This is a genomic window from Chitinophaga sp. CF418 (assembly GCF_900142925.1).
Lineage (GTDB): Bacteria > Bacteroidota > Bacteroidia > Chitinophagales > Chitinophagaceae > Chitinophaga.
Genome location: NZ_FRCN01000003.1, coordinates 109,892 through 131,035 on the forward strand (window position 1 = coordinate 109,892; position 21,144 = coordinate 131,035).

The following is a 21,144-nucleotide window of genomic DNA, read 5'->3' on the forward strand; positions in this document are numbered from 1 at the left end:
AAATATAAGGATATGTCTCTGGTCTTCTATATATCATCATTCATTGCGATCCTGTCTACCATTATGGTGATCACACGTTATCAACCTATCCACGCACTGTTGTACCTGGTAGTGTCCTTTCTGGCGTTGGCGGTTACATTCCTTTCGTTAGGAGCACCCTTTGCAGCAGCATTACAGGTGATCGTTTACGCAGGCGCCATTGTAGTGCTTTTCATCTTTGTGGTGATGATGCTGAACCTTGGTAAGCAGACCGCCCAACAGGAGAAAGAATGGCTGCAACTGCGGGCATGGCTTGGCCCATCAATATTATCGCTGGTGTTACTGGCAGAGATGGCCGTATTGCTGTTACAGGATGCACCTGAAGCTATGCCTGCCACTGTCGTCACACCGAAACAGGTGTCCTTATCATTGTACGGAGAGTATATCATTGCAGTGGAGCTGGTAGGATTCCTGCTGATGACGGGCATTGTAGGCGCAGCACATATCGGTAAACATAAGAAAAAGAGCCTGCACAGGTTCCTTCAAACATATCCAAACCTGAACTGATGTCTATTGTTCACGCACATACGGTCTTAATAGTCGCCGCTATCCTGTTTGTACTGGGACTGGCAGGTGTACTCACAAGGAAGAATATCATTTTCATGCTGCTCTCTATCGAGATCATGCTCAATGCCGCCGGACTGGCATTCGTGGCTGCCGGCTCCAGGTGGCAGCAGCCGGACGGACAGGTCATGTACCTGTTCATCCTGGCCATGGCGGCAGCAGAAGTGTCTGTTGCACTGGCACTGGTATTACAGATCCAGCACCAGCATAAGACACTGGATGTTGAAGAACTAAAAGAACTAAAAGATTAAGTTTTATATGCAACAGTACCTGTATCTGATACCTGTCCTGCCCCTGCTGGGTTTCCTGGTGTTATCAATGGCGGGGAAACACCTGTCCCGCAACTTCATTGCGGGTATCGGGGCCGGCAGTATCTGCACTTCCGCACTCATTGCACTCATCATCAGTGCCGGTTTCCTGCAGTCGCCTCCGGAAACAGGCGCTTACACGCAGGTATTATGGCACTGGTTCCTTACCGGTCACTTATCGGCAGATGTCAGCCTGCGCATGGATGCACTGTCGCTCGTCTTCATTTGCATCATTACATTCATAGGAGCCCTGATCCATATTTACTCCATTGCCTTCATGCGCGAGGACAGGGATTATGCCCGCTTCTTTGCGAGTATGAACCTCTTTGTCTGCGCGATGCTGACATTGGTGATGGCCGACAACCTGGTATTGATGTACCTGGGATGGGAAGGCGTCGGATTGTGTAGTTACCTGCTCATCGGCTTCTGGTATGAAACACCGGCCAATTACCGGGCTGCCAATAAAGCCTTTGTGATCACCCGTATTGGCGACACTGCCATGATCATTGGTCTCTTTCTTTTATTCAAAGAACTGGGTACATTATATATCCCTGATATCCTGGCGAAAGCCCCTCAGCAATTCGGCAGTGGTTCCACCACTATTACACTGATCGCCTTATTACTCCTGTCTGGCGGGATCGGTAAATCTGCACAACTTCCCCTTCAGACATGGTTGCCCGACGCAATGGCAGGCCCTTCGCCCGTGAGTGCATTGATCCATGCGGCCACCATGGTAACAGCAGGTGTTTATCTCATAGCAAGAATGCATACCCTTTTCGAACTCTCTCCCATTGCTATGCAGGTCACTGCCATAATAGGAGCCGTAACGCTATTCATTGCAGGCTGCAGCGCTATGGTACAGACGGATATTAAGAGAGTCCTGGCTTATTCCACCATCAGCCAGATCGGTTACATGTTCCTGGCGCTGGGAGTAGGAGCCTGGAGCGCTGCAATCTTCCATTTCTTCACGCATGCTTTCTTTAAAGCCCTCTTATTCCTTGCTGCAGGCGCTGTTATTGAAACACTGCACCATGAGCATGACATCTTCAAAATGGGAGGGCTTAGAAAGAAAATGCCTGTTATCTTTTATACGTTCACAATAGGGGCTGCAGCATTGGCGGCATTGCCACTGATCACTGCGGGCTTCTTTAGTAAAGACCAGATTCTCTGGTATGCATGGAGTGCCAATGGCGGTCATCCTGTACTCTGGACATTGGCCCTGCTGGGTGCTTTTATTACCGCATTTTATTCCACCAGGCTGATACTGGTAGTTTTCTGGGGAGACATGAAAACAACACCAGGCCATCTTCCGGGACCTGCTATGGTCGTTCCGCTGGTCATACTTGCCTTCTTCTCAATAGCGGTAGGCTGGATAGAATGGCCGCATAACCTCTTGCATGTTTCTCTTTTTTCTGAAATAGTACAACAGGCATTGCCGGCCACAACGCTGAAAAGTAATCTGCCGCCGGAAATAGTGTTCCAGCTGATTGCCGTAGGTGTTTCTCTTCTCGGCATTTACACTGGTTATGTGTTATACTACGGACAAAGCGAACTGCTGATGCGATGGAAGCAATCTGAGGGCCTGATGAGTGTACGGCATTTCCTGTTTAAAGGATGGAAATTTGACCAGCTCTATGATATCTTGCTGGTAAGACCCTTCCTGTTCATTACCCGCATCAATAAATCTGACGTATCCGATAAACTATATACTGCCATTGCTGATGCTAACCTGCATCTCAACAAGCTGTTCTCCATCTCTCAGAATGGCTCCTTACGATGGTATGTAACTGGTGTGCTGATAGGTATCCTGTTTATCATCACCTTACAATTACTGTTATGATACTGATATGGATGATATGCATATTACTGGCAGGGGGCATAGTATGCTGGCTGGCGGCGCGAAGATCGCCCCTGCTGGCAAAGTGGATTGCCCTGCTCACCGTCACCGCCGATCTGCTGATCGCGTGCTGGCTCTTCAGTGTATACAAAGCTTTCCCGGATAATACTTCCTGGTATATCAATTACCAGGCAAACTGGATACCGGCATTAGGTATCAGCTTCCATGTAGCCATGGATGGGTTCAGCCATGTATTGCTGCTGCTCACCTTCTTCCTGGGCATCCTGTCTGTGCTCTGCTCTTGGAAAGAGATTAAGGAAAAAACTGGCTTCTATTTCTTTAACCTGCTGTGGACACTGGCCGGTATCAGTGGTGTGTTCATTGCCATGGACATGATACTGTTCTACTTCTGCTGGGAGGTGATGCTGATACCGATGTATTTCCTGATTATCTTATGGGGGGATGCCCGCCGCCGTTACGCAGGTTACAAGTTCTTCATTTTTACACAGGTAGGCAGCCTGTTGATGCTGTTGTCTATCCTGGCTTTATATTTCATTCATGGCGATCAGACAGGCAGATATACGTTTGATTATTTCAGCCTGTTGCAAACCGCAACAGATCCGGCCATAGCGAAATGGATCATGCTGGGCTTCCTCATTGCATTTGCCATCAAACTACCGGTAGTGCCTTTCCATAACTGGCTGCCAGATGCGCATGGAGAAGCACCCACAGCAGGCAGCCTTGTGCTGGCCGGTTTATTATTGAAGACAGGCGCTTATGGCATCATCCGTTTTGTACTGCCGCTGTTCCCGGAAAGTGCTGTAGCCATTGCTCCTGTGATGATACTGTTCGGAGTGGCAGGTATCATCTATGGTGCCCTGCTAGCCTTTTCACAAACCGATCTCAAACGCCTGATCGCATATACTTCTGTGAGTCATATGGGCTTTGTGCTGGTGGGCGTCTTCTCTTTCAATAGCATCGCCATGCAGGGAGTCGTGATGCAGATCCTGACACATGGTCTCAGTACCGGGGCACTCTTCGTCATGGCAGGCATGCTGAAGGAAAGACTGCATACGAGGGATATTGACCGGATGGGAGGCCTGTGGACCTCTATGTCTGGAATGGGCGGCATAGCGATACTGTTCACCATGGCGTCTGCAGGTCTTCCGGCACTGGGCAATTTCATTGCTGAATTCTTCATCCTCCTGGGCGCATTTGCCAATCATCCGGCATTCAGCATCATTGCCACTCTCGGCCTGATCCTTTCCGCCATATATTCCCTGCGCATGCTGCAGAAAGTATTCATGGGCCAACAGCACTTTACCGAGCCTGTAAAAGACATCAGTGCCAGGGAACTGGTTATTATGGCCGCGCTGAGCATCAGTATAGTGGTCCTGGGATTATTCCCGCAACCTATTATCGATACCGTGCAACATTTATCTACTATTCATCCGTTACTCCATGAATGAGCTACAACTATCAGCCCTGCTTCCTTTCATTGTACTGGCAATGGCCTCCGTCGTTGTCATATTGCTGATCGCTTTCCGCTTAAGCCATACTGTTATCCAGGTGGTTGGATTCCTGATGATGTGCCTGGTTGTCTTTGCCACCTGGTATGTCAGGGATACACTACCCCAGGAAATCCCACCACTTTTTATTGTAGACGGGCAGGCGGCAGTATTTACAGGCCTGATCATTTTTTGTGTGTTAGTAATCGGGCTGTTTTCATACATCTATTTTGAGGAACGGGAAGAGAACCCCAAAGAATATTACATACTCCTGTTCCTTGCTACGCTTGGCGCCGCCACCCTGACCATCAGCCAGCATTTCATCTCCCTGTTTATTGGACTGGAGTTACTAAGCGTAAGCTTATATGCATTGATCGCCTACCTGCGCAACAGGAACAATGCAGTGGAAGCCGGCATGAAGTATCTTGTACTGGCAGCGCTTTCTTCCGCCTTCCTCTTGTTTGGAATGGCGCTCATCTATATGGAAACCGGCAGTATGAAATTTTCCGGTATTGCGGAGCAACTGGCAACGGTAGGATCATCTCCGCTGTTCCTCATGGGACTTGGCACTATTATCGTTGCTGTAGGCTTTAAACTGGCCCTGGTGCCGTTCCATCTGTGGGCGGCTGATGTTTACCAGGGTTCCCCCTCTCCCGTTACAGCATTCATCGCCACCATTTCCAAGATCGGAACATTCGCCGTGTTACTTCGCTTTGCACAGAGCATCCAGCTACAGCATTATCAGCTGGCTGTTACTATCTTTTCTGTCATAGCTATTGCATCCATGATAACGGGGAATATACTTGCGTTACAACAACGTAACCTGAAACGCCTGCTGGCCTATTCCTCTATTGCGCATTTCGGCTATCTGCTGGTGGCATTTCTTCCAGGGAATAATGCGGGCACTGAAGCTGCTATTTTTTACCTGACAGCGTATTCTATCACACTATTATCAGCCTTTGGGGTGATCATTCTTTTGTCTTCCAGGCACCATGAAGCAGAAGAGCTGCATACATATGACGGACTGATTTGGAAGCGACCTATCATAGGCACCGTTCTGGCTATTTCCCTGCTGTCCCTGGCAGGCATTCCACTTACCGCCGGCTTTCTGGCGAAGTTCTTTATACTATCTGCCGGTGTACACCAGTCCGTCTGGCTCCCATTGATCGTCCTGGTACTAACCAGCGTGATCGGTCTGTATTACTATCTGCGTGTCATTAATACCCTGTTCTCTACGACAGTATCTGCTGAAGCGATTCCCAAATCAGTCCATCCGTTCTTCCATGTATCCACTTATATCACCTTAGTGATCATGGCAGGACTGATATGCTGGCTGGGAATATTCCCCAGCCTCACCTTGCAGGGCATACGGACTTTTCTGATGTTACATTAGATCATATACAAGCTATCATACCGAAATACTAAATAGGCTTCAGTACGGAATATCTCTTCCTGCTGAAGCCTATTTAATTTTTCGACATCTTTAATATGGCGTTGAATTTGACAGTTTGAAGTCACAACTTGTAACCTCAAAAAGGGGAGAGACCCATTTTATTGCGCCGATGTAACTATCTCATCATAGATGTCGTCAAACTCTTTGCCTTTATGGGACTGCCAGATACCGGCAAATTTCGTTTCCACTCCTTTCAGTAGCTGGAAGCATAACATCTTGTCATCTTCGTTCAAATCATGGAACATGATCTCTGCCAGTTGGCTCATCCTTTTTCTGCAGGTTATCAATACTTTTTCACCTTTCGGCGTGACCTTCAGCCGTTTTGATCTTTTATCCTCTTTATCAGCATACTCCGTCAGGTAACCCAGTTTCTTTAACCTGCCCAGCATATCTGTTCCGGTAGACAGTTCCTGCAAAGCTGCATAAATTGCCTCCGTTTTTCTCGGTTCATCCAGTTGCTGCACGGTATTGAGCAGGGAGTATTCATCTACCGTATTTATACCGGTCCCCTCCATCGCAGCAGCAGTATAGATAGCGTGCAGCTTAAAGATCCTGCCGATCAGGCGCATCAATACACCATCCGTGCTGACAGGCAGAAATTTACCCGTAGGCAATGGCTTTCTGTCATCTTTTTCTTTCTGACTGGCCAGGTAATACCGGCAAAACTCCTCAATGCTACCATCCGGGTATTGAGCATCAAAAGCCCCCCATTCATTGATGAGCACTACTGCTTTATTCATGAAATTACTCTGTTTTCGAAGCAAACATAAAATAAATACTTCGGAAATAGTATATTTATTACGTAAACGATATACATTTGCCATATAAAACATCGAAACCGTAATATATTACACATCTAAACCACTATCCAATGATCTTTCAAAGCTTTCTGTTATTCCACCTGGTGGGGTTGGTGCTGTTTGCAGGGACTACCACCGCTGACTTTGTCACCTACCAGCAATTCTGGAAACAATATGCGCGGGATGCTGTTGTCGCAAAACCCATGTTACAGACCATGATAAAGTTCCCTTTGCTGATGGGACTTGGAATGGCGGCTATCATCCTCAGTGGCGTAGGTATGATGGCAATGACACATGGCATATTCGGTGAGCAACTATGGTTCAGGATAAAATTTGCCATTGTGCTCCTTATTATTCTGAACAATATCATCATTGGCAGGCGCCTGGTAACCGGTCTGAAGAAAAAAATGGCGGACGGCGCCAATGACGCCGGGGAAACATTACAGATAAAGAATAAGCTCCGTCTGTTTCATTATGCACAGCTGGTCATGTTCTTTGCGATTATCCTGCTCAGTGTTTTCAAGTTCAGCTAATTCTTACCAGCATTCATTACGATTAAAAACAAAGACAATGAAGAAAGATAAAATCATCTACTGGATCGCGACAGGCATTATAGCTGCCGTCATGTTGTGGAGTGCCATCAACTTCTCATTCAATGAAGAAATGAAGGGAGCATTTGCCCACCTGGGACTGCCAGGCTGGTTCAGGATAGAACTGACGGTAGCCAAGTTGCTCGGGGTATTGGCCCTGGTAATCCCCATGATACCACACAGAATAAAGGAATTTGCCTATTTCGGCTTTGCTATCACGCTTATCTCAGCAACCATAGCTCACCTATCCAGCGGAGACAGCGTCCTGCTTGAAATAGGTCATACGTTCTTCTTTGTCAGCCTGGTCGTTTCTTACCTTTATTATTACAAGATAAATGGCCTCAAGCTATCAAAACCATCACATTAATACACTGGTTCTCAAAACATTTCCGTCCCGGATCATATTCCATACGGAATGGAAGATCACCCTTGCCTGTCATCAGCTTTAGGAACAGTTTCTTTAGATAGATAGATATTTTATATTTTTATCTATCTAAAGATCCCTTCCTATGAAGAATGATTTCACAAAAGAAGAGTGGGAAACGTGTATCAAGGTATTGCAGGTGCTATCCCGGGATCCTGATAAATCACTGGACACCCAGAGCCTGAAAGGGCTGGTCACCAAACTCTATAAACGGGCAAAAAAAGATAACAAACAGCAGGCTGCTGAAGCATTACATAATAAGCCTGTCGTATCTACACAGCTGCTGTCTCTCCAGAAGGTACAGAAGTTGTCCCGGCGGCAAAGCTTACTGAAACAGTACGATAAAAAAGTAGTACTGGCACAGACTGCCATGTATCGCAAATACGAGCTGCCTGATACGGAAGATGTATTGGACGCAAATGAGTCGCTGGAACTTGCCAGGTATCAACGATGTTATATCTGCAAAACATCCTACAAGCAGGTACATTTCTTTTATCACATGCTTTGCCCATCCTGTGCTGCCGTCAATTATACCCGCAGGCATCAGCAGGCCAACCTGGAAGGCAGGATAGCGCTGATCACCGGCGGAAGGATAAAAATAGGCTACCTTACTGCCCTGCGTATGTTGCGTGATGGCGCCAAAGTATGGGTCACTACCCGCTTTGCAAAAGACTGTGCCATACGCTTCAGTCAGGAGGCAGATTTTTCCGCATGGAGTCACCGGCTGAAAATTGTAGCGCTGGATTTACGCAACCTGACACAGTTAAACAGTTTTATTCAATACCTGCAAACGCAGGAAAAACACCTGGACATCCTCATTAACAACGCAGCTCAAACTATCAAGCGACCGGTAGCCTTTTACCGGCACCTGTTTGAATTTGAAGAAAGCGATACGGATAATCTGCCGGAAGCTGTCAGACAATGTCTCGCCTTCTCAACACCTTTCCAGTTCCTGACCGGCAGTCATGAACAACAGCTGCTGCCACATGAAACAGCCACTGCTTTTCCGGAAAACCGCTATGATAAGGATCAGCAGCAAGTGGATCTCAGGACAAGCAATAGCTGGACGATGCGACTGGAGGACGTACCTCCAGGTGAGATGCTTGAAACCCAGTTAGTGAACGTCACTGCGCCCTTCATGCTGAATAGTCAGCTGAAAGAGATGATGAAACGCTCTCCCTTTGAGAGACGATTCATCGTCAATGTTTCTGCCATGGAAGGACAATTCAATCGCACTTCCAAAACACCTTTCCACCCGCATACCAATATGGCCAAAGCTGCCCTGAATATGATGACCAGAACATCTGCACAGGAATATGCACAGGACCAGATATTCATGAACAGCGTAGATACCGGTTGGATCACCCAGGAGAATCCTTATCCTAAAAAAGAACGGCTATATGAAGAAGAGGGTTTTGTACCGCCGCTGGATGAAATAGACGGTATGGCAAGGATCTATGACCCGATAGTGAAAGGGGTAACGTCACCTGAACTCCCATTGTTTGGGCATTTTCTCAAAGACTATCAGCCACATGCGTGGTAAGGAACACTAATCTCTATCTTACAAAAACAATAAACTTTTTTATATGCAAACAGCTCAGGTAATATGTCCGGTTGATAACATAGTAACTACCTTCCCCTTTTCCAGGCAGGAGCTTCAGCCGGTGATTGACTTTCTGTCAGGCAATGAACCACTGCCGGCTACCGATAAAGCATTCCCCGTTGGAACCGTTACGGCAGACGGCCGCCTGGATATGTGTAAACAGAAACTGGGGGTAGAAGGTATTGAGCTGGTAACAGCTGCATTAAAGCACAATACAGTCATAAAACATATCCTGTTAGGTACAAACGCATTCGGAAATCCCGGCGCCATAGCAGTAGCGGATCTGCTGAAGACAAACAACACGATTGAAACCGTTTACCTGGGTTGCAATTACATTGAACATACAGGTTGTAAGGCCATCTGTGAAGCATTGGAAGAGAACGAAAGTGTAAAAAGCATCTGGTTCAAACGGAACCCTATTGGCAGAGAAAGTATAGCATCACTTATACAACTGTTGTCAAAGAATAAACATATCCGCACGCTTGATCTTGTCAACACCTGTGTGGGTGAGGAATTACATACGTTATTACAATATCTCGCAGAGAACAACACCATAGAAAGGTTCTATCTCAGCGGTAACTACCTGACTGCCGGCACCATGAAGCACGTAAATGAGATGCTGCTCCGCAACAGCTACATGAAGTCCCTCTACCTGAGTGTGAACAACATTGGCGATGACGGTATGGCGGCACTGGCACCAGCCTTAGGCACCAATACCACGCTGCAGGACCTGAGTCTGGCCAGCTGCGATATCGCCGATAAAGGCATGCAGCTGCTGTTCACCGCACTAAAAACAAATAAAAGCATCAAAAGTCTCGATCTTGGTTACGCAGCCTCTACAAAGGCATTAGGGGCAAAGGCCAATCAGTTGTCTCCGGCATCCGCACAACTGCTGACTGAATATTTTATGGAACAGGCGCAGATAGAAAATCTTAACCTCACCAGGATTAATCTTCCGGAGGAAAATAAAGTGATACTGAAAAAGGAAATGGATAGAAGGGGGATGAATACCATCACCATGGATGGTTTTTCAGGAAAGTCTGCTTACCACATCCACCCTGATAGCAAAGCTATAAAAAGCGTTTATAGATAAGTTGAGGAGGAGCGGGACTCGAACCGACGACATTTTCAGTTTTGCAAACTGATATTTTTCCAGTTAAATTATCCTCCATAAGTGTAATGGCGAGGATAAGACTCGAACTTAGACCTCCTACTTGACGGGCAGGCATTCTTCCAGTTAAACTACACCGCCATTACGGGAGCAAATATATAATAATTTAAGTATTAAAATAATCTCTATCAATTACTAAGCTGCTAATAGCTCGCCATCCGGCATCCTGTTGATGAACGCTATAATAAATATATAGTCTTGCCTGCGTGGAAGGAGCAGGATCATTAAAAGTCAACAGACAACTGGTATTATTCAATACCAGGCCCATAAATTTTAACAGCCTCTATTTGCAAACCTTGTCCGGTTATACCGGCTCACATAGTTCTGCCAACCGATATTTTGCACATGGGCTGCATATGAAAAACCAAATGAGCTTGTATAATACTCTAAATAGATTTATTCCACTTTGGGAATACCCCGAAGATATCCTGGTGTTGCCTTAATAAGTTCCGCTTTAAAACATCCGGGCAGTCTGTATATCCGGTATCGTGGGTTACGTACCAGTATATATTTAATGCTTCAATATTTTCTCTGGCCATCTGTTTTTTCCAGGCAATATGTGCCGGCGTTTTACCAAACTGTTGGCCATTGATGATTTCATCTTTTAAGCCACCTAATCCTTCCTTTCTAATTGAGAGAGAACCATCTTTTTCAATTTTTCCGGAATGTCCGATGTAGATCAGCTCAACTCTCCCCTTTTTTAATGCATAGATGACATATACTCCACTCCTATCAGCAGGTGCATTGCACACTGTCTGGAGATCTTGTTCTGGAGTGAGGAAGAAATGGTCCTGTGCTTTGTATTTATCTAATATGTCAAACATGGTGTAAAGATATATTATCTTGCCTAACTGAATTCCATCAAAAAAAATGTAGTTTGTGCACTTAGGCGAAAATTGAGACTATGGAATGGAAAATTACAGGTATAGATCAATATAAAAACGAAGTTCCATCTATCAGGAATACTTTATCAATTGACATAACTCCTGAAGATGAAAATCTGCTTTACTTTTTATTAGGAATAGAAGTCAGGGATTTTCCTGAATTCCTAAACGCAATTATCCTTAAAGAGTTTTATGGCGTTATGGGGGGCAGTATACGTTTTTTCGGAGATCTTGACGGAGAAGATTTTTTCAATAAAGAGGATTTTCAGAGAGATGAAGTTTCTGCTTATCATGAGTTTGCTGCTATTTTTGGCACCCCTCCTGTAAATAGAAGTATTATCAAATTGGATGAATTCTATAGCCTTGTTTATGACTACTGCTCAAAAACTGTCGAATATCATGCTGATAACACGTTTGTTTCCGATGAATGGCGTCATGAAATGAAAATACAATTAGAGCGACTAAAGCAGGAGATTGGGAAAGATCACAACAACCTGCCTTTAACCGGATCGGAGGCTAAAGCTATTTACTGGCAACTTAATTTAAGTACAATATATACCGATGAACTGCCTCCGGTTATAAATATTATTGCCGGTGTTGATGTGGAATACGATAAGGATAGCGATACTATTGCCGGAACAATTATCCTGCTTGATTATAATACACTGGAGACAATTGAAGTAGCTACCCATTGTATGAAGGCTCCTTTGCCCTATATTCCCGGTTTACCTTCCTTTACAGAAATACCTGTTTTACAGGAAGCCTGGAAGAAACTAACTGTTTTACCGGATCTGATTATTTGTAACGATCATGGATTCAGTCATCCCCTCTATTTTGGCCTTGCCTTCCACTTAGGGGTGGTATTGGACCGGCCGACATTAGATTGTAGTAGTATGCCTCTTTCAGGGCATTTTGAACCTCCTGCAAATGAAAGAGGTGAAGTATCATCTTTAATGAATGCAAATGATGATGACAGGCATATTGGAAATGTACTCAGAACGCAGACAGGAGCAGCCCCCGTTTTTGTATCATCAGGGCATAAGATATCTTTAGCGACTGCAACAGCTATCGTACTAAAAATGACTGCCGAATCCAGATCACCTAAACCAACTGAAGTAGCAACGCTTCATAATAGAGCAGCTTTGAAGAATTGGTATGATGGTAGCAATGCAAGGTCTACGAATAATGATTTTCGCATTAAGTAATTGACTGTCAATATATCAGGCCACATGTCTATATTGGCCATAGTTAATTGACCTACAATTAGTTATGTGGATTTTTATTAATGGTGACCTCATATCTCAATAATCAGGAAGCAGGGACTGTCCTTAAAAAATATCGCCCTGCTATATGAAGAAACAAGCTCAACACCTAAAGAAGTTGATCACAGAGCGGATGGCGGCGTGTAAGCTTTCATTACACGAAGCAAAGACTAAAATAGTTTACTGTAAAGATGAAGATAGAAGATAGAACATTGAGACATGAGGAAGAGAAATTTGATTTCCTTGGTTTCACCTGGGCTATATATATTTTTTATTGAGAACGCTCCTTGTTTATGCTGACGGAGCCTTAACTAGAAAGCTGCTAGTCTTTTTAGGGAAGTATTATCCTAATTTGTATGTAAATGCCCATTTTATCATTTAAAAATACCAAGTTCATAACATCATAATTACGAACTATTCCATTATTGTCAATAAGCACTATTTCAGATATCTTAAACGGTTCAAAATTAAACAATGCATCGATGATCAGCCTTAGTTTCCGGTTCCTGAAAGTATCGTCCGTAAAGAAAAATTTATTAAAATAGCTATCCCACCATTGACTGATATCCCCTATTTCCTGCAGACTGGTGTGATGTTCTCCATAGGCGTTCCCTACTTTATGGGATGTGAAATTTCCAAATGAATGGATCTGCACCTCATTTGTGCAATGCTTATAACCATGATCAATAAAGGCAGTGAAATATCCTTTCAAAAAGCCTATTATTCTTGCATTATGACCAGCCATATAAACATTTGTACCAGGAATATCCTGATAATACCGCTTTATGGCAATTGCAACATATGAGACGCTCCACAAGCAATTTTCAGTCATATCCCCAGTATAGAAATCAAGATCCTGATACTCATGGTAGTTATTCCCTTCCTTATCAACACGAGAGCAACCATAATCTTCCGACAGGCTGACAGATAAAATCTTATCAGTATGTAATTCCGGTATCAATAATACATTGTGGACTGCATCCTTTACATAATAACTGTCTGAAGGATCAATTACCTCATAGTCTGTTTTCAACCACCATTGCAGATGTGAATACATCCCCCAATCAAAGAAAAGTAAATAACTATCCTCATCCATACCTGCAACAAAATGTTCATTACCCGTTTCTTTTGATTTTACAATCATATTATATGCTATAAGAAAACAAATGTAATTTAAACTTAATGAATTGTGTGGATCTCGGGGGTTAATTTAAGCAGATCATGCGCTTATGCATGATATATGCCTATCCCTGCAACTATGAAAGCATATTATCCCTGTTTTTGCCGTTGATAGTGATACCTGCTTTGGTATAAAGCCAGGATACTATTCACCTGTACAACCAGGAAAGCAGCTCAAAGCGAATAACCTTTATTTATAAAGCGCAAGGCTATGTAATATACGCTGGAATTTTTGCAGGTTTTACTCATTCACTAAGAACCGTGTTAGGGCCATTCGCAGTTGGCAGAATCGAAGTCTTGTTGCTTGCCTCGAACTGTCAATGCTACTAGCTTGCCCGTTGCTGGAGATGGAAAAGATCTATTACCTTGGGCGCTTTTGCTGCTTCACTGATACCCTTGCATTACATTAATAATTCACCAGGGATTTCAAGACCTGCTTTTTCTGCCGCCGCAATATGTGCCTTTGCCTGATCCTTATCGATAAAGCCCTCTTCAAACAGGTATATTCGTGCCAGTTCAATATGTCCCCTATCATAACCACCGTCTATCGCTGTTTTAAAGTATCCTATTGCCGCTTTTAAGTCTTTTGCTGTACCTAATCCCCTCTGGTGAAAAATTCCCTGATTAAACGCGCCAATTTCAGATTCATCTTTCCGGTAATACCGGAGAGCGATTTCAAAATCCCCGTTTTCTTCATACAGGTATCCCAGGCAACCGTAATCCGGTTCTCCAAGTTCCTCTGCCTGATGATAGTGGTACAGTGCCTGCTCAGGATCTGTATCAATAAGCAGAAATCCCAAGTTATTATGTGCCGCTGCCAGACCATCCTCAGCTGCTTGTTGCAACAGGTTAATGGCTTTTTCTATATCAGGGATAGTCCCTATGCCATTCTGGTAACACAGGCTCAATCCATTGAGCGCATTTGTATTGCGGGCAGCAGCTCCCTTCTCATACCAGTAAAATGCGTTGTCATTATCTACATATCCATTTATCATGTAATAAATATGCGCGAGGTTGTTCATCGCATAACCATATCCTTTTTCAGCAGCAAGTGTGTAGTGATAAACTGCTGACTGATAATCCTGTCTGTTATAAGCATCTACGCCAATATTATACAATTCTTCAACCGGCGTGTAGACATCTGTAACAGTTTCCTCATCGGGTGTCTTTGCATATGCCAGTAGCCTGTCACGCACTACCTCGTCATAATAAAAACTGTAGCCATCGCTTTCGGCATCCTGTTGTACCAGATCTTTATTTGCTCTCGATATCCCATATTTATCTATAAGGTAAACTCCCTCCCCCTTGATTGCCCAGGCAAAGCCCTGATGAGGGGCTTTACGTACTATTAGGTCGAACTGCTCACCATCTTCAGTAAGACTGTAAAAACCATCTTTCAGTAGCATGAATACATCGTCATGCAACAGTTCTATTTTTTCATATTTAAAATCGACCATCACTTTTCCATCTTCCGCCAGTATACCCCAGCGTCCATTCTTTTGTGCAATGTAATGACCATTGTACCCGACTTTGTTGAGGTTTTCATATGTTGGTTCAACGACAACTTTTCCCGAAGGATCGATTAGTCCCAAAAGACCATTGCGCTGAACAATCGCCAGATAAGAATAATCAAAATCATAAGCCTCATCCCATTCCGGAAGAACTATAATCTCACCTGATCTGTGCACATAGCCATATTTCTGAGCCTTCATTACCACGGCAATATCCTGGTCACTGAATTCATAAAAGTCATCAAATTGAGGATTCAGCAATATTTCTCCTTCAGAACTTTTTAATCCCCATAATCCATTCTCATAGTAAATTTCTTCTTTTCCCGATTCTTCATTGATGTGTCCCCATCCATAATAATAGTCCACGTAGTTCAGCAGTTCGGCAAATGAATAAAAAGCCATGCTTACATGTTTGAGCTTGTTGTAAGACAACAGAGAAATGTTGTTATTGTCCATGGCACTGGTGATCATGGCATTGTTATACGCAATATCTGCCAGCCAGATAGCCGCCTGTTCGTCATGCGGTGTATCATCCATATTGAATACGTCACGGGCATTCATGCTAAAATAAGCATGTTCCAGACCGTCCAGGTATTTAAATAGCTTATTTTTGCATGCTGTAAAAATGCTTTTATTGTTAATAAGAGACTTTGTAGCATCCAGAAAGTTGTAAAACCTTTTCAGGTTTTCGATACCGGATTTGGCATCATAGTATAAAATGTCATTTTCAATGAAGCCTCCACTTATTAACAAAGGTTGTAATAATAGCGGCATCTCATACCCCCATTCCATCATCATTATATCATTCCTGTCTTTTCCCGAAGGGGAGATGGTGTTACTTAAATATACGCTGTGCGACATTCTGCAAAGGTAATAATTCTTTAATGGGTTATCTTAAACTGTTAAAGTTCGAGGATAGTAAACACGGAAAGAAGGACCAGGCAGGTCGGGAAGAGGCCTCCTTAAAAGGGCCATTTATATTGCCTTCAGTTATCGACGATGCTTTTGGGAATTTCCCATTAGCTACGAATAGTTGTGTAGATCAGATAACAAATCCGCCCTACGAGCGGGGCTCACTTAGTCAGTGCCAAGTAGCGAAATGTTTTCGATTTTTGAAATCCTTGTTTTATTTATTACTTAACTGACGCCGCACCCTGCTGAGTGTTTCTTTGGTAATACCAAGATAAGAAGCAATGATGTGCTGTGGAAAGCGCTGCAGAAACTGCGGATAAGCATTGATGAGATTGATGTAGCGTTTTTCTGCTGACAAACTGATAAGTGCATGGAGCCTCTTCTGTACAGAGAAGGCATTATTTTCCTGCAACTTTAAAGTCATTTCAATAAAAGCAGGTATAGGTTTTATCCATTTATTGAAGGCGTCTCTTGTAAGAAGCAATACGTCTGTATCCTCCCAGGCATCAATATTATAATGGGATGGTATAAGCGTCGTCCAGCTTTCACGATCACTTGCCCACCAATTTTCAATAAACAGACCAACAATATGTTCTGCTCCTTTTTCATCAACCGTGTATTGCCGCAGCGCCCCGTTGATAACAAAAGCAGTGATGTTACCGATTTCTCCTTCTTTTAACAAGAATTCTTTTTTCTTTATTTTTCCTGGTTTGAAGGCGTCTTTAATTGCAGCTATGTCGTTTTCATTAAGTTGTGTTGTACTGTAGCTGTTTATATGGTTTATAAGCACTTCATACATTAATTCTACGGATAAAATTATAGTACAAAGATATAATTTAATCACTTGATTGACTCTATGAACGGTAAACCGGTTAGGACACAGATCTTCCTAACCGGTGTTGATTTGAATGCGCCTTCTGCCCCTTACTTTCGTTGTGCCGGCAAATTTACCCGAGCCCAATCCGCAAAAGTGGTCATCGATGAACCTGCTATTCTGTTTGCCAGTGCAATCTCTTTGGATGCATCTGAACCCAGGTAAGTATGTGCCTGGAAATAACTGAATGTTGCGGCTATCTCGTCGGCACCTTCAAAGAGAGTAACAAAAATTTCTGTCGGCACCTGCGTGAATGAAAATGCATGTCCCTGTTGATTGAGCGTATCCACGATTTCATTAAAGCTCATTAGGTCGCCGACCAGGGGCAGGTACGCACCATTGCCGGCCTCAGTTGGTTTTGCAAATGCACCAGCTACGATTTTGCCAAGCTCTGTGATATCACCAAGGTGAATCACACGTACTGTTGGATCCATAGGAAGTGCCCAGCCAACCCTTCCGTTTTCCTGTTTTTGGGGTGCGAGCGCACCCATAAAGTTCTGGTAGAAAAATGGGGCTATAACGAAAGTGTGATAATCAAATTCGGCCTCCTTAATGATCTGGTCGACTTTGGCCTTACCGGTAAAATGGGGAACATGGAACAGGCCCTTGCTGATTGATTCTACATCCGGCAGTGTTGACCAAACAAAATGTTTAACGCCGGCATCCTGGGCTGCACGTACAGCTGCTGTGGCCTGCTTTCCTTCGTCAGTTCCTTTTTCCCAGAAATTGGTAATCAGGAAAACACCATATACCCCCTGAAAAGCAGCTTTAAGTGTATCTGGCCGATTCAGATCTGCTTCCACGACTTCGTGGGCAATCGCCCCGTGTTTGTCTGGGTTACGCGTTAAAGCACGCACTTTAAATTTGCCACTGGCTTGCAGGGCATGTACTACAGCACCACCTTGCTGGCCTGTAGCGCCAATTACGGCGATCACTTTTCTGTTATCGGATGTCATATCTCAAATCTTTGTTTGAGATGCAAAACTACCAGCTGAGGTAAACGCGGACGATGACAAATGATAATAAATAAAGGACGTTATCTCTTTTGAGACAGCCTTCTGTTCTTTTAATTAATTCCATATGGCAAAGTACCAATATCAAAAATGGCAAATGACTGATGTCTTCCGATTGATCTTTGGGCTTATGCCTTTTATATGTCTGCTGTACCTGCCTTGTAGTCGTATGCACTATGAGATAAGCGATAGCCACAGCATCTACAAAAATTGTTGAAGAAGATCAATAAAGACATACCCTTTCTGTCCTTAGATAAAAACGGGTACTACATTTCTAGTTAACTAAGAAAGGTAAAGCCAACAAACCCAGGTCCTTTTTATATAAAAAGTGTAATTGCCCGAACGTATTCTTTTCGTTGGCTAAAAGATCCGATGGCACTATGTCAGATGCAAGCACCTTTGAGATCTCTGCAGGGACAGTAGCTGGCATGTAAATTTACAGCGGAAGAATTCAAGGAGATAAAGACAGACCTTTTAAAAAAGATAGAAGAACTGGAAAAGAAGAAAACCAGGTCATTGTCTTCCAAAAACAACATCGGAAATACTTGTCCCACTGGGTGAGATAATGAGAAACATCGCCATCCGCTACATCGCAGCTTCCCCAAGCGGCAAAAAACTGATCATTGGTTCGAGCTTCGCTGAAAAGCTGATTTTTTAGACCTAAATTTCGAACCACGAGACTAATATAATCCTTGAAATGATAAGGCCTCGAGCGGGTTTAGACGAGTATAACAAACAAAAACGCCGGAGATAATACCTCCGGGATTTGCCATTTTTGTGCCCAGTAGTGGAGCGTATTCGAACCCAATAACCTTGATATTAAGTCGGTTGAAGTGAAAATTTCATAAATATTACAGAGTAAAATAAACTAACGCCTTCTAATGGATTAGGTGTTTGTAATATGATACTTTATTTTATATTGGCGGCATGTTCAACTTTTTCAGAAAAAGACCTAAGGTAGATGCCTACTCACTGGAGGCATTAGCCTCTTATCCCAACAAAAACAAATATTTTGTGCGGGCAGCTCGTTTTATGGAGCTTGATTACAATCAATGCACTATTACGGTGATCGATCCGCATGGACCGCGAATGATTACGATGGATCCATGGCCGGAATCGATCTTCCTGAATGCAACGGGGCAACGTACAGTAAGGCAATATATTGAGGATACAGCAGAAAGCTATAAGGGTAACATTCCAACTAAACTCGATAGTTTCATCATTGGCGAATTAGAGAAACTGGCATTTAAGTATAGGATTATTGAATTGACAGATGTGCCGAATGCTCTCAAACCTCAATTTGAAAAACCGATGCCGGGAGGGAATAAATGATGTTAATCGAACCAGTTCGAGTTTGAATATGAAGGGCTTACACAAAAGGCTCAAATGACGTAAAATGGGGGCGTCTCATAAGTTTGAGACGTCCCCTTTTCAATTTTATACTGTTATACCAGCCGATATGGTGCATTATGTACTTAAAAGATATTTTAAGTATCAAATCGAGATTTTGAAGTTTATTTTTTAGGCTTCTTAGGCGATTTTCTTCCTAAGATTGTGTGCTAGAGCTAATAAGCCAGTCTCTATTTCGACTTTTTCGATTCCACGGAGCATAAATCTCCTGAAGTGGTGATTATGTTTGATGTTACCAAACACAGATTCTACATTAAAACGTCGCTGTTTACGTTTTGCTATACCCCGTCTTGTTTTTAACCGCTTATCCGCCCTTGACTTTAGCCGTTTTAGATTGTGATTAATTTCAATCACCCGGTTACCTTTAGCCTGATGGCATAACTTTTTTAACCTGCAATACTTACAACTCTCTGTTTCATATTTAGTGATCGTCTGTAGATAGCCTGTGGTTGTTTGTCTGGTGTAAGTGCCCATATTATGCATCGGTTTGCCTTTAGGACATTCATATTGGTCGTTGCTCTCGTCGTAAACTAATTTATCAGATGAATAAGGATTTTTCTCCTTTTTTCGCTTGCGCTGTTGTCTGTCAAACTGATTGTGTTTCACATAAGCGGTGATCTGTTTGGATTCAAGCCATTGGTAGTTTTGTTCACTACCATAACCTGCATCCGCTGTATATTGCTTGGTTTTACCTTGTATGTCTTTATATGTTGTTCCAGATGAGCGATCAGGGTATTAGTGTCTGTACTTTATTGATGTAGGCTATAATTTACAATGTACTGATTATTGGCGCTTACCTGAACATTATAGGCTGGCTTCAGTTGACCATTTTTCATATGGTCTTCTTTGAGCCGCATAAACGTCGCATCTGGATCTGTTTTACTCATGCTACTACGGCCGCAACCTATCCGATTTCCTTGCTCCTCATATTTATCAAGCGCTGCAGGCCAATTCTTCTTGCCATAGTTGAGTTTCTGGCGGACATTTTTGTCAACGTCTTTGTCCTTTAATGCTTCGTTTATTTTATTGATAGTCTCAGTTATTTTCTCACTATCAATTTTATCAAATCCACTTGGATCGGTATCATCCATTTCTGATGCAGCCACCTGCTGAGCATATTCCCAAAGCTCGCAAAGTTGTTTTTTGATCTTTTCCCGATTTGATTTGATAGAATTGCCCCATACAAAGCTATACCGGTTCGCATTTGCCTCAATTTTAGTCCCATCTGTGTACAACTCTTTTATACTCAAAAGCCCTTCCTGGCACAGCAATTCAACTACCTGGCTGAAAATGGGGCGTAATGTCCGCTGCAAGCGCTTACCTCGGAACCTGTCGATTGTATTATGATCAGGCTTGTTTAAACCTGCCAACCACATGAAATTTATATTCTGACAAACAGCTTCTTCTATTTTCCGACTGCTGTATATATTATTAATGTAAGCATATACTAAAATCTTTAGTAATACTTTGGGATGGTAGCTACTGGCTCCGCCTGTCTTGTATTCAGCAATTAGCTTGCTAATATCAATTTTATCAAGAATGGCCGCCACGATCCTCACCGGATGATTGGATGCCACCATATCATTTAAATCAAGCGGAAGTAGCGACAGCTGATTCTGGTGAGTAGCTTTAAATGTTACCGTAAGACTTTTTCCTCTTGCCATAACATTAAGATACGATCTACTTTCCACAACAATAAAAAAAGGGCCGTCTCATTTTTTATTTATGAGACAGTCCCTTTCGCCAACGTGCCCAGTAGCGAATTGTTTTCGAACCGTTTAGTGTTGATCTTAAACAAATTA

The 21,144-nt window shown here is 43.3% G+C and carries 17 protein-coding genes, 2 tRNA genes and 1 pseudogene; 11 read left to right on the top strand and 9 right to left on the bottom strand.

The window, feature by feature from the left end; translation table 11 throughout:
• Positions 1–12 precede the first annotated feature (12 nt).
• Genes nuoJ through F3I09_RS08165 form a run of 5 tightly spaced genes read left to right on the top strand, consistent with a single transcriptional unit; the run spans position 13 to position 5,649 of the window.
• Entirely contained in the window at positions 13–546 is a 534-nt protein-coding gene (gene nuoJ / locus F3I09_RS08145; protein ID WP_149694547.1) for an NADH-quinone oxidoreductase subunit J, read from the top strand.
• On the top strand, positions 546–854 hold the full coding sequence (gene nuoK / locus F3I09_RS08150) for an NADH-quinone oxidoreductase subunit NuoK (protein WP_149694548.1): 309 nt from the start codon (positions 546–548) through the stop codon (positions 852–854). The genes nuoJ and nuoK overlap by 1 nt, the downstream gene beginning before the upstream one ends.
• A 7-nt stretch (positions 855–861) precedes the next feature.
• Entirely contained in the window at positions 862–2,751 is a 1,890-nt protein-coding gene (gene nuoL / locus F3I09_RS08155) for an NADH-quinone oxidoreductase subunit L (protein ID WP_149694549.1), read from the top strand.
• On the top strand, positions 2,748–4,217 hold the full coding sequence (locus tag F3I09_RS08160; RefSeq protein ID WP_149694550.1) for a NuoM family protein: 1,470 nt from the start codon (positions 2,748–2,750) through the stop codon (positions 4,215–4,217). The genes nuoL and F3I09_RS08160 overlap by 4 nt, the downstream gene beginning before the upstream one ends.
• Entirely contained in the window at positions 4,210–5,649 is a 1,440-nt protein-coding gene (locus tag F3I09_RS08165) for an NADH-quinone oxidoreductase subunit N (protein WP_149694551.1), read from the top strand. The genes F3I09_RS08160 and F3I09_RS08165 overlap by 8 nt, the downstream gene beginning before the upstream one ends.
• A gap of 158 nt (positions 5,650–5,807) precedes the next feature.
• Here F3I09_RS08165 and F3I09_RS08170 read toward each other — a convergent pair whose 3' ends face one another.
• Positions 5,808–6,449 (bottom strand): MarR family winged helix-turn-helix transcriptional regulator, encoded by a 642-nt coding sequence (locus tag F3I09_RS08170; RefSeq protein WP_188133736.1) that lies wholly within the window; start codon positions 6,447–6,449, stop codon positions 5,808–5,810.
• Positions 6,450–6,580: 131 nt separating this feature from the next.
• Here F3I09_RS08170 and F3I09_RS08175 point away from each other — a divergent pair, with 131 nt between their 5' ends.
• From F3I09_RS08175 to F3I09_RS08190, 4 genes are all read left to right on the top strand, one after another.
• A complete protein-coding gene (locus F3I09_RS08175; protein WP_149694553.1) occupies positions 6,581–7,042 on the top strand; it encodes a hypothetical protein in 462 nt (153 codons plus the stop codon).
• 37 nt (positions 7,043–7,079) lie between these two features.
• Entirely contained in the window at positions 7,080–7,466 is a 387-nt protein-coding gene (locus F3I09_RS08180; protein WP_149694554.1) for a DoxX family protein, read from the top strand.
• A 142-nt stretch (positions 7,467–7,608) separates the two neighbouring features.
• Positions 7,609–9,066 carry an SDR family oxidoreductase gene (locus F3I09_RS08185; protein WP_149694555.1) on the top strand — a complete coding sequence of 486 codons (1,458 nt, stop codon included), beginning with the start codon at positions 7,609–7,611 and terminating at the stop codon, positions 9,064–9,066.
• Positions 9,067–9,109: 43 nt separating this feature from the next.
• Positions 9,110–10,219 (top strand): ribonuclease inhibitor, encoded by a 1,110-nt coding sequence (locus F3I09_RS08190; RefSeq protein ID WP_149694556.1) that lies wholly within the window; start codon positions 9,110–9,112, stop codon positions 10,217–10,219.
• A gap of 4 nt (positions 10,220–10,223) precedes the next feature.
• Here F3I09_RS08190 and F3I09_RS08195 read toward each other — a convergent pair.
• The 3 genes from F3I09_RS08195 to F3I09_RS08210 all read right to left on the bottom strand — a co-directional run bounded on the left by F3I09_RS08195 (position 10,224) and on the right by F3I09_RS08210 (position 11,121).
• A tRNA-Cys gene (locus F3I09_RS08195) sits at positions 10,224–10,296 on the bottom strand.
• Positions 10,297–10,306: 10 nt separating this feature from the next.
• Positions 10,307–10,378, bottom strand: a tRNA-Asp gene (locus F3I09_RS08200).
• Positions 10,379–10,683: 305 nt separating this feature from the next.
• Positions 10,684–11,121, bottom strand: coding sequence for a hypothetical protein (locus tag F3I09_RS08210; RefSeq protein ID WP_149694557.1), 438 nt, complete (start codon positions 11,119–11,121; stop codon positions 10,684–10,686).
• Positions 11,122–11,201: 80 nt separating this feature from the next.
• Between F3I09_RS08210 and F3I09_RS34370 the strand changes: the two genes are divergently transcribed.
• The gene (locus tag F3I09_RS34370; protein WP_223233173.1) at positions 11,202–12,386 is read left to right on the top strand and encodes an endonuclease V; all 1,185 of its coding nucleotides are present in this window, start codon (positions 11,202–11,204) and stop codon (positions 12,384–12,386) included.
• Positions 12,387–12,774: 388 nt separating this feature from the next.
• Here the strand turns inward: F3I09_RS34370 and F3I09_RS08220 are convergent, their stop codons facing one another.
• From F3I09_RS08220 to F3I09_RS08235, 4 genes are all read right to left on the bottom strand, one after another.
• Entirely contained in the window at positions 12,775–13,587 is an 813-nt protein-coding gene (locus tag F3I09_RS08220) for a hypothetical protein (protein WP_149694559.1), read from the bottom strand.
• 436 nt (positions 13,588–14,023) lie between these two features.
• Complete coding sequence (locus F3I09_RS08225; RefSeq protein WP_149694560.1) at positions 14,024–15,994, bottom strand: SEL1-like repeat protein; 1,971 nt, start codon at positions 15,992–15,994, stop codon at positions 14,024–14,026.
• Between the two features lie 265 nt (positions 15,995–16,259).
• Positions 16,260–16,844 (bottom strand): Crp/Fnr family transcriptional regulator, encoded by a 585-nt coding sequence (locus F3I09_RS08230; RefSeq protein ID WP_149694561.1) that lies wholly within the window; start codon positions 16,842–16,844, stop codon positions 16,260–16,262.
• Positions 16,845–16,969: 125 nt separating this feature from the next.
• Positions 16,970–17,875 (bottom strand): NmrA/HSCARG family protein, encoded by a 906-nt coding sequence (locus F3I09_RS08235; RefSeq protein ID WP_149694562.1) that lies wholly within the window; start codon positions 17,873–17,875, stop codon positions 16,970–16,972.
• A gap of 984 nt (positions 17,876–18,859) precedes the next feature.
• Between F3I09_RS08235 and F3I09_RS08245 the strand changes: the two genes are divergently transcribed.
• A complete protein-coding gene (locus F3I09_RS08245; RefSeq protein ID WP_149694563.1) occupies positions 18,860–19,264 on the top strand; it encodes a hypothetical protein in 405 nt (134 codons plus the stop codon).
• 198 nt (positions 19,265–19,462) lie between these two features.
• Here F3I09_RS08245 and F3I09_RS08250 read toward each other — a convergent pair.
• Positions 19,463–21,006: pseudogene (locus F3I09_RS08250) on the bottom strand (IS1182 family transposase).
• Between the last annotated feature and the right edge of the window lie 138 nt (positions 21,007–21,144).

What these genes read in the sequence shown, in the direction of transcription:
- nuoJ (WP_149694547.1), top strand. Translation starts at nt 13, where the DNA reads ATGTCTCTGGTCTTCTATATATCATCATTCATTGCGATCCTGTCTACC.
- F3I09_RS08230 (WP_149694561.1), bottom strand. Translation starts at nt 16,844, where the DNA reads ATGTATGAAGTGCTTATAAACCATATAAACAGCTACAGTACAACACAA.
- F3I09_RS08225 (WP_149694560.1), bottom strand. Translation starts at nt 15,994, where the DNA reads ATGTCGCACAGCGTATATTTAAGTAACACCATCTCCCCTTCGGGAAAA.
- F3I09_RS08220 (WP_149694559.1), bottom strand. Translation starts at nt 13,587, where the DNA reads ATGATTGTAAAATCAAAAGAAACGGGTAATGAACATTTTGTTGCAGGT.
- nuoL (WP_149694549.1), top strand. Translation starts at nt 862, where the DNA reads ATGCAACAGTACCTGTATCTGATACCTGTCCTGCCCCTGCTGGGTTTC.
- F3I09_RS08235 (WP_149694562.1), bottom strand. Translation starts at nt 17,875, where the DNA reads ATGACATCCGATAACAGAAAAGTGATCGCCGTAATTGGCGCTACAGGC.
- F3I09_RS08190 (WP_149694556.1), top strand. Translation starts at nt 9,110, where the DNA reads ATGCAAACAGCTCAGGTAATATGTCCGGTTGATAACATAGTAACTACC.
- F3I09_RS08160 (WP_149694550.1), top strand. Translation starts at nt 2,748, where the DNA reads ATGATACTGATATGGATGATATGCATATTACTGGCAGGGGGCATAGTA.
- F3I09_RS08185 (WP_149694555.1), top strand. Translation starts at nt 7,609, where the DNA reads ATGAAGAATGATTTCACAAAAGAAGAGTGGGAAACGTGTATCAAGGTA.
- F3I09_RS08175 (WP_149694553.1), top strand. Translation starts at nt 6,581, where the DNA reads ATGATCTTTCAAAGCTTTCTGTTATTCCACCTGGTGGGGTTGGTGCTG.
- F3I09_RS08210 (WP_149694557.1), bottom strand. Translation starts at nt 11,121, where the DNA reads ATGTTTGACATATTAGATAAATACAAAGCACAGGACCATTTCTTCCTC.
- F3I09_RS08170 (WP_188133736.1), bottom strand. Translation starts at nt 6,449, where the DNA reads ATGAATAAAGCAGTAGTGCTCATCAATGAATGGGGGGCTTTTGATGCT.
- F3I09_RS08165 (WP_149694551.1), top strand. Translation starts at nt 4,210, where the DNA reads ATGAATGAGCTACAACTATCAGCCCTGCTTCCTTTCATTGTACTGGCA.
- F3I09_RS08245 (WP_149694563.1), top strand. Translation starts at nt 18,860, where the DNA reads ATGTTCAACTTTTTCAGAAAAAGACCTAAGGTAGATGCCTACTCACTG.
- F3I09_RS34370 (WP_223233173.1), top strand. Translation starts at nt 11,202, where the DNA reads ATGGAATGGAAAATTACAGGTATAGATCAATATAAAAACGAAGTTCCA.
- nuoK (WP_149694548.1), top strand. Translation starts at nt 546, where the DNA reads ATGTCTATTGTTCACGCACATACGGTCTTAATAGTCGCCGCTATCCTG.
- F3I09_RS08180 (WP_149694554.1), top strand. Translation starts at nt 7,080, where the DNA reads ATGAAGAAAGATAAAATCATCTACTGGATCGCGACAGGCATTATAGCT.